Genomic DNA, 12,687 nt, shown 5'->3' on the forward strand with positions numbered 1-12,687 from the left:
GACGACGGGGCGTCCGGGGGCCGGCGCGGGTCCTCAGGTGGCGGCGCGGCGCCGGCGGCGGGCGAGCTCGTCGTCACCGCTGGTCAGGTCGGTGCGCTCGGTGGGAAGCTCGGTGAGCGAGCCCTCGAGGTCGCGCACGACGCCGTCGAGGGTGATGGCGAACATGCCCTGGCCGCCGCGCAGCAGATCGAGCACCTCGTGCTCGCTGGTGCACTCGTAGACGGAGACGCCGTCGCTCATGAGCGTGATGCCGGTGAGGTTCTCGTCGCCGCGGGAGCGCAGGTGGTCGATGGCCCGGCGGATCTGCTGGAGCGAGATGCCCGCGTCGAGGAGGTTCTTGACCACGCGCAGCATGAGGATGTCGCGGAACGAGTAGAGGCGCTGGGTGCCCGAGCCGCCGGCGGACCGGATCCCGGGGGTCACGAGCCCGGTACGGGCCCAGTAGTCGAGCTGACGGTAGGTGATGCCCGCCGCGGAGCAGGCGACCGGGCCGCGGAAGCCCGCGTCCTCGGGGACCGCCGAGAAGTCGCCCTCGAAGAGCGCGTCCTGGGCGGCGGTGAGCGCTGCGGCCTCGGGGGCGGGGTGGGTCACGGTGCCTCTTTCGTCGAACGAGCGGCCTCGCGCGTGCGGCTGCATCGTGAACACGTTCCCAAGCCAGTCGAGGCCAGCCCGAGCAGCCTCGCGCGTGCGGCTGCACCACTGACGGTAAGCGCCCGGCCCGCACCCGTGCAATCTTCCCGATCCCGGCGTGTCGGTTCCGGCCGGACCTGCCCGGCGCGGCCCAGGAGTCGCCGCAACCCGCCAACTCATCGCGCTGACTAGGGATTCTCCTCGCCGAAGTCGTCGGCCTCGACCTCGTCGAGGAAGCTCCTGAACTCCTCGACGACGTCGTTCTCGTCCTCGAAAGCCTCAACGGCCAGTTGAGCCATGAGCTCGTCGGGGCACTCGAGCGGGAAGCCCATCGTGTGCGACAGGACGGCGATGTCCGAGAGCCTGCCGGGCACCGGTTCCCCGTCGATGACGAGCTCGGCGCTGAAGACCCCGTCGGACCAGCCGGTGATGCGGCCGCTCAGCTCGTGCTCGCCGGTCGCGGCGAGCGCCCTGGCGAAGAGCTCGTAGGCGCGCAGGCTCGGGTCGTCCTGGCTGTCGGGGTCGGCCGCTGAGAACAGCGCCGCAGCGACCTGGGCGTCCACCCAGACCAGCAGGAAGCGTGTGGTCCAGGCCTGACCGAGCATGAGCACGGGCTGGTCGCTGGACTCCAGCATCTGCACCCCGACGATCGACATGGTGGCCATGACTCAGTGCTCCAGGATCGTCTGGACGAGGGCGGCGTGGGCGTGGACGACGAGGTTGGCGAGCTCGGCGACCACCTGATTGCCGTTGCCGCCGCGGCGCAGCGGCTGGGCGCCCTGCTCGATGAGACCGGCCTCATGCTCGGCGGACTGCCTGATGGCGCGCATGTGGCGGGTGTCCATCCCGTAGTCCTGGAGGCGGCGGGCCACCACGCAGATCATGAGGGCGTCGCGCCCGTAGTACATGGAGTTGCGCCGCGGCAGCACCATCTGCTGACGCTCCAGCTCGATGAGGGTGGCCTCGGGAAGCCCCGACTCGCGGATGAGCTCGCGGCGGGTCAGGCGCACCGTCCGGGGACTGCGCGGGGCGGGCCCGGAGGGCGGGTCGGGGGGGTCGACCGGGGCGTGGGTGGCGGCCGGGGGCGGCGGCGGGGCGTCGGCGGCGGGGGGCTGCTGGCCGGCGTCCATCATCTCCAGGTGCTCGCGGATGACCTTGAGCGGAAGGTACTGGTCGCGCTGGACGCGCAGGATGTAGCGCAGCCGGTCGACGTCGGCGGGCGAGTACTTGCGGTATCCGGAGGGTGCGCGCTCGGGCAGGACGAGGCCCTCCGTCTCGAGGAAGCGGATCTTCGAGATCGTGATGTCGGGGAACTCGGTCTTGAGGGTCTCGACCACGCGGCCGATACCGACGAGCTGAGCCGGGGGCATCAGCGAAGTCCGAGCTCACTCACGAAGAAGACCATGCGGAACTTCCCGATCTGCACCTCCTCGCCGGGCCGCAGCAGGGCCGAGCCGTCGACGAGGGTGCGGTTGACGTAGGTGCCGTTGAGGCTGCCCAGGTCCGTGATCGTCACGCCCTCCTCGCCCATGGTGAACTTCGCATGGTGGCGCGAGACCGTGATGTCGTCGAGGAAGATGTCGCAGTCGGGGCTGCGCCCGGCCAGCGTCACGGGCTGGTCGAGCAGATAGCGGGCACCGACGTCCGGGCCGCGGGTGACGACGAGCAGCGCGTGCCCGGCGGGCAGGGCGTGCACCGCGGCGGAGTCCTCGGCGCTGATCTCGGCGTGGGGCGCGGAGTCCTCGTCGATGGCGGGGATGACCGACGTGGTGTCGGACGCGGTGGACAGCCGCTCCCCGCACTGGGCGCAGAAATTGCTGCCATCGGCATTCTCGTGGCCGCATTTGGCGCAGATCATCATGATGTGACTCCCCCGTCGGGACACTGTGGCTAGGCCCTGTCCCTATCGTAGCGGGCCGGTTGCGACTGATTGAGACCCCGTGGGGCCGGCGTGGTCGGGCGGTCCGTCGGACCCCTGGGCCTCATCGGACTCGACCTCGAACAGCCAGCCCTCGTCGTACGGCGAGGAGCAGATGGTCTCCGGCGCCGCCGCGGCGGCCTCGTTGACCGCGCTCACCACGCCGGTGAGCGGCGAGTGGACCTCGAGCGCCGTGCTCGTCGACTCCGGCTCGCCGCAGGCGTCCCCGGCGACGACCTCGCTGCCGACGGTGGGCAGCTCGACGCGGACGACGTCGCCTAGGTCGGCGGCTGCGGCGGCCGTGATGCCGATGCGGGCGGTGGCGCCGCCCTCACCGGAGCGCACCCATTCGTGCTCGCCGCCGCGCCGGAGTCCGGCCGGGAACTGCGCCATGTCCTCACCCCTCGGGGAACGCGAAGGCCTCCGCCTCCTGGCACGGCACCGGGGCACGGAGCGGGCCGGGCAGCACCCGGCCTGATGTCAAGTCAATCATCCGCCGCGGGACCGGTCCACCCGGGCGCGCGGGGCCGTCGCGGGCCCGGCTGTCGCGGCGGATGCCATCGGGTCCACCCGGGCGCGCGGGGCCGTCGCAGTGCACACGAAGCGCACAGGAAGGCAGGCCCGGTGCTCACGCCTCGACGGAGCGATGCTGGCGCCGCCGGCTCCGGCGCCCGCTCAGGCGCATGCGCGCCGAGTTGCGCCGCGCGGTGCGGTACATCTGGACGACCTGGGGCCCGATCTGCGACCAGTCGAAGCGGGCAGCCTGGGCCCGGCCGCGCTCCAGGCGCAGGTCGCGCGGCTCGGACAGGCTGCGGGTGATCGCCCGCGAGGCGCTTGCCGAGTTGCCGTTGCGGAAGACGTGCCCGATGAGGCCCTCGTCGTCGGTGAGGACGTCGACGAAGGCCGGCAGGTCGGAGGCGACGACGGGGGCGCCGCAGGCCATCGCCTCGAGCAGCACGATGCCGAAGCTCTCGCGGCCGGTCTGCGGGGCGATGTAGACGTCGGAGCGTCCCAGCCAGTAGTTGCGGGCCTCGTCGTCGAGCCCGCCGAGGAAGCGCACGCCCTGCTCCGAACGCGCCGAGCCGGAACCGATGACGACGACGTCCAGGTCGGGGAACTGGGAGCGCACCAGCGGGAGCGCGGGCGTGAGCACCTCGAAGCCCTTGCGGGGCTCGTCGTAGCGGCCCAGGAAGGTCAGACGCGGCACCTCGCCCCCGCGCCAGCGGCCCCGGACGCGCTCGAGCGGGTAGTCGTCCACGTGGATGCCGTTGCCGATGATCACCGGGTTGACGCCGGAGTGCTCGTGGGCGACCCGAGCGGCCGCCTCGGAGACGGCGATCGAGGAGTCGATGCGGCTCACGACGCTCGGCAGCGCCGAGTTGAGCACCTTGATGGCCCGCATCGTCGGCATCGACGTGTGGAAGGTGGCGGTGACCGGACGATCGGTCAGGTAGAGCGCCACGAGGCCGATGTTCGGGCCGATGGGCTCGTGCAGGTGCACGACATCGAAGCGGCCGGTGTCGAGCCATCCCTTGACCTTGGCGGCGGGGCCGGGCCCGAAGTTGATGCGGGCCACCGAGCCGTTGAAGTTGATGGGCACGGCGTGGCCGGCACTGGTGAACTCCTCCGGCCGCAGACCCGTCTCGGCGAGCAGCGCGGGGCTCGCCTGGCCGGGGGCCAGGATCGAGACGTCGTGGCCGTGCTGCTTGAGCCAGCCGCCCAGCCCCAGGACGTGGTTCTGCACACCGCCGGGGTGCGTGAAGGAGTAGGGGCAGACGATTCCCACCCTCATGCCACGACCCCCTTGAAGAACCTCTGCATCATGTGCCAGTTCACGGTGCGCTCGCTGATCTGCGCGCAGAAGAAATCGGCTAATTCTTGCACGCCGGCCTCCAGCCCGTCAGCCCCTCGGGCGACGTCCATCGGCCCGCGGACGAGCACGTGGAGCCGCCCGGCGCGCCCGAACCAGGTCACCGCGCCGAACAGCGGGCGGCCGGTCTGCTGGGCGAGCAGCCCGGGCCCGGGGGGCATCGTGATGCGGGCGTCGCCGGCGGGCAGGTGCCAGGTGACCGGCACTCCCCGGCGGCTGAAGTCGCGGTCCGCGACGAGGCAGACGACGCGGCCCTCGTCGAGGTCGTCGCGCAGGCGTGTGAAGACGGCCCGGTCCCGCACGTCGTAGATGCGGAACCCGAGCCGGGCGCGCAGATCGCGGAAGTACTCGAACTGGCCGTCCGGCAGGCCCTCCGCCACAGAGGTGACCGGCAGTCCCTCCAGGCAGGCGTAGGCGCCGACGAGGTCCCAGCTGCCCATGTGCGGCAGGGCGGCGACGACGCCGCCCTCGGCGTGGGCCGCCTCAAGGCGCGCCCACGCGTCGGAGTCCTCCATGACGATCCGACGGCGGATGCGGGCCTCGCTCCAGCCTGCGAGCTGGAGCGAGATCATCGTGTTCTCCATCCAGCCGATGAAGGCCCGGTAGGTGGTGGTCCAGCCGGCGGGCCGGCCCTGGACGCGCTCGTAGTTGAGCCGCCACTGGCGCACCGGCGTGAAGCCCCCGGGCGCCGTCGCGAGGACGACCGTGCCGAGGACGCTCACGGGGCGCCAGAGCCACCAGGGCAGGTGGGCCCCGAGTCTGAGGAGTGCGAGCGCGCCCGGGCGGTGGTGACGACGAGGGCTCACGCCTGCGACTCCCCGGCGGCCCGCCCCCTGGCCACGGTGGTGGCGTGGCGCACGAGTGTCATGCGCTGGGCGACGGTGATGACGCCGGCGACGGTCAGGACGACGAGGCAGACCGGAAGGCCCCAGTCGAGGCCGAGGCCGGTGAGCATGGCGCCGAGCAGGCTCACGAGCAGCCGGTCGGCGCGTCCGGCCAGGCCGCCGTTGACCTCGTAGCCGAGGGACTCGCCGCGGGCCTTCGTGTAGCTGGTGACCTGGCCGAGCACGAGGGTGACGATGGCCAGGCCGGCCCACCAGGCGTTGTTCCCGGCGTCCACGTAGTAGAGGGCCAGACCGCCCATGACGGCGCCGTCGGCGATGCGGTCGAGGGTGCTGTCGAGGAAGGCGCCCCAATCGGAACTGCGGCCGCTGGTGCGGGCCATGATGCCGTCCAGCGAGTCCGAGAAGATGAACACGAGCAGCAGGAGGACGCCCTGCCACAGCCAGCCGTGGGGGAAGCAGATGAGCGAGACCGCCACGACGCCGATGGTGCCGGCCCAGGTGACCATGTCCGGCGTGACGTGGGCCGAGAGAAGGGCGCGCGCGATCGGCGCCATGACCTTCGTCCAGCGGGAGCGAAGATGCTCAAGCATTCGTGACCTCCTGGTGCGGGCCGTAGAGCTCGATCCACGCGTCGGCGAGGAGCCTGCGCGTGTCGGACAGGAGCTGGGGGACGGCCTTGGTTCGTCCGATGATGGGCAGGAAGTTCGCGTCGCCGAGCCAGCGGGGCACGACGTGCTGGTGGAGGTGGGCGGCGATGCCGGCGCCGGCGACGTCGCCCTGGTTCATCCCGATGTTGAACCCCGCGGGCGCCGAGACGCCGCCCAGCACGGCGACGGCCTGCTTGGTCAGCCGGGCGATCTCGACGGCCTCGTCCTCGGTGGTGTCCACGTAGCCCGCCACGTGCCGGTAGGGGCACACAAGCAGGTGACCCGGGTTGTACGGGTACAGGTTGAGGACGACGAAGGCCGTCGCTCCGCGGCGCACGATGAGCGAGGCCTCGTCGTCGCCGGTGCTCGGCGCCCGGCAGAACGGGCACTGGGGGCCCGCCCCGGAGTCGGCCGGCTTGCCCTGGCCGCCGATGTAGACGGCGCGGTGCGGTGTCCACAGCCGTTGGAGGGCGTCGGGCACGCCGGGCAGGTCCTCGACCCACTCGACGTCCCCGGCGGAGTCCGCACCCCCCGGACCGCTACTCACCCGTACCCGCCTGCTCGGCCGCGGTCGGGTCCTCGTTGGCGCGCGAGGCGATGTGCGAGACGATCCGCTCGACCGCCTCGTCGACGGGCACGCCGTTGAACTGGCTGCCGTCGCGGAAGCGGAAGCTCACGGCGCCGGCCGCGCGGTCGGTCTGCCCCGCGATGAGCATGAACGGCGCCTTCTGGCGGGTGGCGTTGCGGATCTTCTTCTGCATGCGGTCGTCGGAGTCGTCGATCTCGACGCGCACGCCCCGGGCCCTGAGCCGGGCGGCCACCCCGGCCAGGTAGTCGTTGAACTCGCCGGCGACCGGGATGCCGACGACCTGGACCGGGCTCAGCCAGGCCGGGAAGGCCCCGGCGTAGTGCTCGGTGAGCACGCCGATGAAGCGCTCCACCGAGCCGAGCTTGGCCGAGTGGATCATCACGGGCCGCCGGTGCGAGCCGTCGGGGGCGGTGTACTCCAGGCCGAAGCGCTCGGGCTGGTTGAAGTCGTACTGGATGGTCGACATCTGCCAGGTGCGACCGATGGCGTCCCTGACCTGGACCGAGACCTTGGGGCCGTAGAAGGCCGCGCCCCCCGGGTCGGGCACGAGCTGGAGGCCGGTGGCCCGGCAGGCCCGCTCGAGCGTCCGGGTGGCGTCGGCCCAGTCCTCGTCCGAGCCGATGAACTTGTCCTTGCGGGGGCCCTCCTCGTCGCGCGTGGACAGCTCGAGGTGGAAGTCGTCGAGGCCGAACGCCTCGAGGATCGACAGGAAGAAGGCGATCTGGTCGGTGATCTCCCGCCCCGCCTGCTCGGGCGTGCAGTAGGTGTGCGAGTCGTCCTGCGTGAAGCCGCGCATGCGGGTCAGGCCGTGGACGACGCCCGACTTCTCGTAGCGGTAGTCGTGCCCCATCTCGAACAGGCGCAGCGGCAGCTCGCGGTAGGAGCGCCCGCGGGACCGGAAGATGAGGTTGTGCATCGGGCAGTTCATGGCCTTGAGGTAGTACTCCTGGCCGGCCCGGGTGAGCGCGCCGTCGGCGTCGTGCCCCTCGTCGACGGCCATGGGCGGGAACATCGTGTCGGCGTAGTACGGCAGGTGGCCCGAGGTGCGGAACAGGCCGCCCTTGCTGATCTCGGGCGTGTGGACGATGTCGAAGCCGGCCTCGAGGTGGCGGTCGATGACGTAGGACTCGATCTCGTGGCGCAGGATGCCGCCCCTGGGGTGGAAGAGCACCAGGCCGGGACCGATCTCCTCGGGGAAGCTGAACAGGTCGAGCTCGGCTCCCAGCGTGCGGTGGTCGCGCCGGGCGGCCTCGGCCAGACGCTCCTGGTGGGCCTTGAGGTCCTCGCGGCTGGCCCAAGCGGTGCCGTAGACGCGCTGGAGGGTGTCCCTGCTCTGGTCGCCGCGCCAGTAGGCGGCGCTGGTCCTCGTGAGGGCGACCGCCTTGAGGTAGCCGGTGTTCGGCACGTGGGGGCCCCGGCACAGGTCCTTCCAGGCCACCGTCCCGTCGCGGCGGACGTTGTCGTAGACGGTCAGCTCGGCGCCACCCACCTCGACCCGGGAGCCGTCGTCGGCACCGGGTCGTCCCTTGTCGGCGATCAGTTCGAGCTTGAACGGCTCGTCGGCCTCCTCGGCCAGGGCCTGCTCCTCGGTGACGACGCGGCGGACGAAGCGCTGGCGCTGCTTGATGATCGCCTGCATCCGCTTCTCGATCGCCTTGAGGTCCTCGGGGCCCAGCGGGTCGGTCTTGAAGTCGTAGTAGAAGCCGTCGGTGATGGGCGGGCCGATGCCGAGCCGGGCCTGTGGGAAGAGCTCCTGGAGCGCCTGGGCGGTCACGTGCGCGGCGGAGTGCCGGATGATCGCCAGGCCCTCGCCGCTCGTGGCGAGGACGGGCTCGACCCGGTCGCCGTCGGCGAGCTCGGTGGCCAGGTCGACGGTGGTGCCGTTGACTCGCATGGCGACGACGGACGTGTCGTCGCCGAAGAGGTCCAGACCCGTGGTCCCCCTGTCGACCGCCCTGGACTCCTCCCCGGGATCGCTGACGATGACGACTGACACCGACACTTCTGTTCCTTTCGGCGGCGAACCGGGCCGCTCGTGATGACGCCCCCGCGCGGACGGGAGCGGGCCCCGATGCGGGGAGCCTCGTAACATTCTGCCCCATCCGTCAGGAGCGACGGCGTATTCGACCGTCGACGGTCATGTCGCCTGCGCCCCGGTCCCGTCCGGCCCCTGTCGCCGACATGCCCGGTGTGCGATACTCACGCACTATGAGTGATCCGCAGAACCCGAGCCCGAACGGAACCGGTCCCGCCGAGGACGCCGGGGCCCCGCAGCCCTCGACCGGACCCGACGCGCCCACCAGGGCGCAGGGTCAGCCCCTCACCGGCCAGGACGCCCTCAACCAGGCGTACGGCCAGCCCCAGCGGGCCGGTCAGCCCCAACAGCCTCCTCAGCCCCAGCAGTTCGCCCCCACCGGGGCCCAGCCCCCGCAGGGCGGTCAGATTCCTCCCGGCGGCCCCGTCCCGCCGGCCGGTCAGATCCCCCCGGGCGGCCCCGTCCCCGGCGGCGATGCCCTCATGGGCGGCAGCGTCCCGGCCGAGAAGGGCAGGTCCCGGGCCGTCGCCATCGTCTCGGCGATCCTGGTGGTCGTCCTTCTCGCGGCGGCCGGTCTGGTCATCAACCACCTGCGCACCTCGCACGACGCGACGAAGGACGTCGGCAAGTGCGTGACCCTGTCCGGCAGCAAGGACGACGTGAAGACCAAGCGCGTCGACTGCAGCACCGCCGGCTCCTACTACGTCGCCAAGGCCGGCGCCGCCGAGACCTGCACGGACGTGACCGACACGGACAAGAACTACGGCGGCACCTACGACGAGATCACCGTCCAGAGGTCCGGCTCGTCGGCCAAGATGTGCCTGGTTCCCCAGCTCGTCGAGGGCAGCTGCTACGCCGAGGACCTGAACGACCTGACGTACCAGAGCATCGACTGCAGCGATCCCCACGCCTACATCCGCGTCGACCAGATCATCGAGGAGTACGACGCCACCTGCCCCGACACCTCGACGGGCGGTCTCACCTACGACACGCCGGCCCGCACCTACTGCATCTCGCAGCCGGAGTGAGCCGACGGCCGACGACTCCGTCGTGACGTCCCGTCCCGACGACGACCATCCTGCGGGTGGCGGACTGCGGTCCGCCACCCGCAGCCGTCCTCTCCCCCAGTCCGTCCAGCCGGACACGGGGGCACGAGGCCGGGGCCACGAGGCGGCTCGGACGACGGGAGGGGGCCGGGCCGGCGCGGGCGACGACCACTCGGGAGGAGGGGCGGCGGACCGGACGAGACGTTGCGGGCCGGGCAGGGGTCGGGCGGGAACAGGAAGGGGCGAGCGCGCCCGGGAGGACCGGGCGTCCACCCCCCATCCATGAGAGACGGTCGGCCGACGCACGGAAGGAGCAAGCGCCCGGAGAACGACGATCCCCGGCGGGTGCCGGGGGATCGTTCTGGTGGGCGACACTGGGTTCGAACCAGTGACCTCTTCCGTGTCAGGGAAGCGCGCTACCACTGCGCCAGCCGCCCGAGGTGGAGACGGGATTTGAACCCGTGTATACGGATTTGCAGTCCGCTGCCTCGCCTCTCGGCCACTCCACCGGGTGAAGAGCCTGCCTCCACCACGGAGTCTCGTGGTCAGTGGATGGGGCCAAGACCTCTCCGAGCGGACGACGGGACTCGAACCCGCGACCCTCACCTTGGCAAGGTGATGCTCTACCAACTGAGCCACGTCCGCAGCGCTTCTCGGCAGGCCGCCTCGCCGGCTCACCTCGCCGAAGTGCGGGGACCACATTAGCGAACTCACCCTGACGGCACAACTCGGGCGCTCCCGCAGGATCCGGCCCGACCGTGCCGACACGACTCCGACCAGGTATGTCACAGGTATGTCACACCGAAAAGTTCTCCTTCCCCGAGATGCCCGGGTCGTCGCGACGCCTCACGCCCCGACGCCCCCCGGGACCCGCCAGTGGACCCCGCGAGGGCCCTCCGGACGAGGTCCCTTGGAAGCCGTCGGCCTCCGGAAGTGCGGTTCGATGATGAGCCGGAAGCGGCCTCGGCACCGGCAGGACCCGCGGCCCGCGGAAGTGCCCTGGGACCAGCCCGCGGCCGCGCAACCGGCGTACGTCGGGCCCGCAGTCGCGGGAGCGCCCCCTCCCGAGTGACCGCCGGGCGCACCGGCCCCGTCGGGCCCGCGGGAACACCCGGCACAGGACGCCGGCACCGGGCCCGTCCGCCGTGTCCGGTTTGTCCCGGCGCGCGACGGTGCGCTAGCTTTGTTCCGCCCCGGGCGATTGGCGCAGCGGTAGCGCGCTTCGTTCACACCGAAGAGGTCACTGGTTCGAACCCAGTATCGCCCACCCCACCGAGCCGTCGGCGATGCGCCGACGCTTCCCCGGCCGTCCTTCCGACCGGCCATCCATTCACCATGCGAGACGAGCGCTCCGCGCAGCACGCCTCCGCGCACCCGACCGGCACGCTCTGGGCGAATCTGGGGAAAAGCCCTCCGACCCCGGCCTGAGCAGAAGATTCTTCTGTTCGCGAGCAGCCCCGCAGCCCACAGGACGGAGACGCACCGAAGGGTGACATGAATTTTTCGTGTCACATCGTGGACAGACGATTTGCCAATCCCTCCGAGATGTCCGAAGCTTGAGACAAGACAACGGCAATGGCGCCGCCCTGACACTACAAGAGACAAGGGCACGCAGATGACTGCACCGGCATTGATCCTGTTGGCTGACGGCGCCGAGGAGATTCGGCTGCTCCGCAAGCAGATGCAGATCCAGCGCCCCGAGCTCCCCGTCCATCTCGCCTTCCTCGATCACTGCCCGCCGAGCGGTCTGCAGGTCATCAGCGCCCTTGCCTCCCACGGGACGCGGGAGGCCGTGTTCGTCCCCATGTCCCTGACCCAGGCGGTCGACGCCGGTCAGGCCGCCGTCGACATGTTCAAGCTCGTCCGCACGACCCATCCCGACATGAACCTCGCCATGGCCCGCCCGATCGGCCCGGCCACCGAACTGCTCAACATTCTCGACATCCGGCTGCGCAACGCCCTGTCGAGCTGCCACGCGCTCGAGCTGGACGGGCTCGTGCTGGCCACCCCGGACACCGGTGACGTCCGGGGTCAGAGCCTCATCGCCCGCCGCGCCCGTCAGTGGAGCTCGCACCACCGCCTGCCGGTCGCCATGGCCTGCGTCGACGGCTCCGGCTCGTCCATCGCCGCCGCGATCGGCCTGCTGCGCGACCAAGGCCGCCGGAGCATCGCTGTCGGCTCGCTCTTTCTCACCGCCTCCGACCGCTTCATGGCGGCCGCCGAGCAGGCCCTGGCCGCCGGGGCGCTCACGGTGAGCGCCCCGCTGGGCGCCGACGAGCGGATCATCGAGCTCGTCATGAGCCGCTACGCGTTCACCACCATGGACATGCTCGACGACGTCCCGGCCGACGAGCACTTGGGCGACGACGTCATCACGAGCTCCCCGGAGCTCATCGCCCTGTGATCCGCCGGGCGACGGGCTGACGCGGGAACGCGGGTCCCCCGCGGGCCCGCACCGCCGGGCGCTCCACCGGGGCGGGCCCGCGGCGGCCCCTGCAGCGCCGCCCGGGACCCTGTCATCGCTCATGGGCGCGGGCCGGATGGGACCGGCCCGGGGCGGCGGACGGAGGATTCGGAGGACCCATGGACGAGCACCGCGACGAGTGGACCGACGAGCAGTGGCGCGCGCAGCTGAGCCCGCAGGAGTTCCAGGTGCTGCGCAGGGGCGGCACCGAGGCCCCCTTCACCGGCGAGTACACCGACCTCGTTGCCGAGGGCGTCTACCGCTGCCGCGCCTGCGGCGCCGAGCTCTTCCGCTCCGAGACCAAGTTCGCCTCCCACTGCGGCTGGCCTAGCTTCTACTCGCCGCTGGCCGCCGACCGGGTGCGCTACCTGCCCGACGCCTCGATCCCCGGACGCCCGCGCACCGAGGTGCGCTGCGCCCGCTGCGACTCCCACCTGGGCCACGTCTTCGAGGGCGAGGGCTACGGCACCCCCACCGACCAGCGCTACTGCATCAACTCGATCTGCCTGAGCTTCGTCCCCGCGGACGAGCACTGAGGCGCCCACCGGCGGTTTGTCGAGGGAGCGTCGGTGCTCGTCGCGTGGACGAGCACCGAGGGCCGTCCGTCCACCGGACGGTCGCGGAGCCGAGGGCCTCGGCCGGC

13 protein-coding genes and 4 tRNA genes are annotated in these 12,687 nt (G+C 71.6%); 4 read left to right on the plus strand and 13 right to left on the minus strand.

The features are described 5' to 3' along the window. Positions 1 to 33 precede the first annotated feature (33 nt). The 10 genes from K336_RS15060 to thrS all read right to left on the minus strand — a co-directional run bounded on the left by K336_RS15060 (position 34) and on the right by thrS (position 8,501). Positions 34 to 591: a MerR family transcriptional regulator gene (locus K336_RS15060; protein ID WP_021797148.1), complete on the minus strand. Its 558-nt coding sequence runs from the start codon at positions 589 to 591 to the stop codon at positions 34 to 36. A 227-nt stretch (positions 592 to 818) separates the two neighbouring features. Next, on the minus strand, positions 819 to 1,295 hold the full coding sequence (locus K336_RS0106750; RefSeq protein ID WP_028706611.1) for a bifunctional nuclease domain-containing protein: 477 nt from the start codon (positions 1,293 to 1,295) through the stop codon (positions 819 to 821). Positions 1,296 to 1,298: 3 nt separating this feature from the next. Beyond that, on the minus strand, positions 1,299 to 2,000 hold the full coding sequence (ftsR, locus tag K336_RS0106755) for a transcriptional regulator FtsR (protein WP_028706612.1): 702 nt from the start codon (positions 1,998 to 2,000) through the stop codon (positions 1,299 to 1,301). After that, on the minus strand, positions 2,000 to 2,491 hold the full coding sequence (locus K336_RS0106760) for an FHA domain-containing protein (protein WP_021798873.1): 492 nt from the start codon (positions 2,489 to 2,491) through the stop codon (positions 2,000 to 2,002). The genes ftsR and K336_RS0106760 overlap by 1 nt, the downstream gene beginning before the upstream one ends. Positions 2,492 to 2,533: 42 nt before the next feature. Then, positions 2,534 to 2,941, minus strand: coding sequence for a glycine cleavage system protein H (locus K336_RS15065; protein ID WP_021798879.1), 408 nt, complete (start codon positions 2,939 to 2,941; stop codon positions 2,534 to 2,536). 235 nt (positions 2,942 to 3,176) lie between these two features. Further along, complete coding sequence (locus tag K336_RS0106770; RefSeq protein ID WP_028706613.1) at positions 3,177 to 4,340, minus strand: glycosyltransferase family 4 protein; 1,164 nt, start codon at positions 4,338 to 4,340, stop codon at positions 3,177 to 3,179. Further along, positions 4,337 to 5,224, minus strand: coding sequence for an LpxL/LpxP family acyltransferase (locus K336_RS15070; protein ID WP_021798876.1), 888 nt, complete (start codon positions 5,222 to 5,224; stop codon positions 4,337 to 4,339). The genes K336_RS0106770 and K336_RS15070 overlap by 4 nt, the downstream gene beginning before the upstream one ends. Continuing rightward, positions 5,221 to 5,853, minus strand: coding sequence for a phosphatidylinositol phosphate synthase (gene pgsA / locus K336_RS0106780; RefSeq protein WP_021798869.1), 633 nt, complete (start codon positions 5,851 to 5,853; stop codon positions 5,221 to 5,223). The genes K336_RS15070 and pgsA overlap by 4 nt, the downstream gene beginning before the upstream one ends. Beyond that, positions 5,846 to 6,457 (minus strand): HIT family protein, encoded by a 612-nt coding sequence (locus K336_RS15075; protein ID WP_021798871.1) that lies wholly within the window; start codon positions 6,455 to 6,457, stop codon positions 5,846 to 5,848. The genes pgsA and K336_RS15075 overlap by 8 nt, the downstream gene beginning before the upstream one ends. Next, positions 6,450 to 8,501 carry a threonine--tRNA ligase gene (gene thrS / locus K336_RS0106790; RefSeq protein ID WP_021798870.1) on the minus strand — a complete coding sequence of 684 codons (2,052 nt, stop codon included), beginning with the start codon at positions 8,499 to 8,501 and terminating at the stop codon, positions 6,450 to 6,452. Before thrS ends, K336_RS15075 begins: the two co-directional genes overlap by 8 nt. 206 nt (positions 8,502 to 8,707) lie before the next feature. Between thrS and K336_RS0106795 the strand changes: the two genes are divergently transcribed. Continuing rightward, on the plus strand, positions 8,708 to 9,562 hold the full coding sequence (locus tag K336_RS0106795) for an LppU/SCO3897 family protein (protein WP_028706614.1): 855 nt from the start codon (positions 8,708 to 8,710) through the stop codon (positions 9,560 to 9,562). A 380-nt stretch (positions 9,563 to 9,942) separates the two neighbouring features. Here the strand turns inward: K336_RS0106795 and K336_RS0106800 are convergent. The 3 genes from K336_RS0106800 to K336_RS0106810 form a co-directional block, all read right to left on the minus strand. Beyond that, positions 9,943 to 10,017 (minus strand) — tRNA-Val (locus tag K336_RS0106800). Position 10,018: 1 nt separating this feature from the next. After that, positions 10,019 to 10,089: transfer RNA gene (locus tag K336_RS0106805), tRNA-Cys, on the minus strand. A 63-nt stretch (positions 10,090 to 10,152) separates the two neighbouring features. Beyond that, positions 10,153 to 10,225: transfer RNA gene (locus tag K336_RS0106810), tRNA-Gly, on the minus strand. Between the two features lie 550 nt (positions 10,226 to 10,775). On the opposite strand from K336_RS0106810, the gene K336_RS0106815 reads away from it, so the two are divergent. The 3 genes from K336_RS0106815 (at position 10,776) to msrB (ending at position 12,580) form a co-directional block, all read left to right on the plus strand. Next, positions 10,776 to 10,847 (plus strand) — tRNA-Val (locus K336_RS0106815). Positions 10,848 to 11,195: 348 nt separating this feature from the next. After that, positions 11,196 to 11,984, plus strand: a complete 789-nt coding sequence (locus tag K336_RS0106820; RefSeq protein ID WP_028706615.1) for a sirohydrochlorin chelatase — start codon at positions 11,196 to 11,198, stop codon at positions 11,982 to 11,984. Positions 11,985 to 12,163: 179 nt separating this feature from the next. Next, on the plus strand, positions 12,164 to 12,580 hold the full coding sequence (gene msrB, locus K336_RS0106825; RefSeq protein ID WP_021797967.1) for a peptide-methionine (R)-S-oxide reductase MsrB: 417 nt from the start codon (positions 12,164 to 12,166) through the stop codon (positions 12,578 to 12,580). Positions 12,581 to 12,687: the final 107 nt, after the last annotated feature.

Origin of the sequence: Propionibacterium acidifaciens DSM 21887 (genome assembly GCF_000426605.1) — a bacterium.
GTDB lineage: Bacteria > Actinomycetota > Actinomycetes > Propionibacteriales > Propionibacteriaceae > Propionibacterium > Propionibacterium acidifaciens.

Coding starts and splice junctions, on each gene's coding strand:
- K336_RS0106750 (WP_028706611.1), bottom strand. CDS start 1,295: ATGGCCACCATGTCGATCGTCGGGGTGCAGATGCTGGAGTCCAGCGAC.
- ftsR (WP_028706612.1), bottom strand. CDS start 2,000: ATGCCCCCGGCTCAGCTCGTCGGTATCGGCCGCGTGGTCGAGACCCTC.
- K336_RS0106760 (WP_021798873.1), bottom strand. CDS start 2,491: ATGATGATCTGCGCCAAATGCGGCCACGAGAATGCCGATGGCAGCAAT.
- K336_RS15065 (WP_021798879.1), bottom strand. CDS start 2,941: ATGGCGCAGTTCCCGGCCGGACTCCGGCGCGGCGGCGAGCACGAATGG.
- K336_RS0106770 (WP_028706613.1), bottom strand. CDS start 4,340: ATGAGGGTGGGAATCGTCTGCCCCTACTCCTTCACGCACCCCGGCGGT.
- pgsA (WP_021798869.1), bottom strand. CDS start 5,853: ATGCTTGAGCATCTTCGCTCCCGCTGGACGAAGGTCATGGCGCCGATC.
- K336_RS0106795 (WP_028706614.1), top strand. CDS start 8,708: ATGAGTGATCCGCAGAACCCGAGCCCGAACGGAACCGGTCCCGCCGAG.
- K336_RS0106820 (WP_028706615.1), top strand. CDS start 11,196: ATGACTGCACCGGCATTGATCCTGTTGGCTGACGGCGCCGAGGAGATT.
- msrB (WP_021797967.1), top strand. CDS start 12,164: ATGGACGAGCACCGCGACGAGTGGACCGACGAGCAGTGGCGCGCGCAG.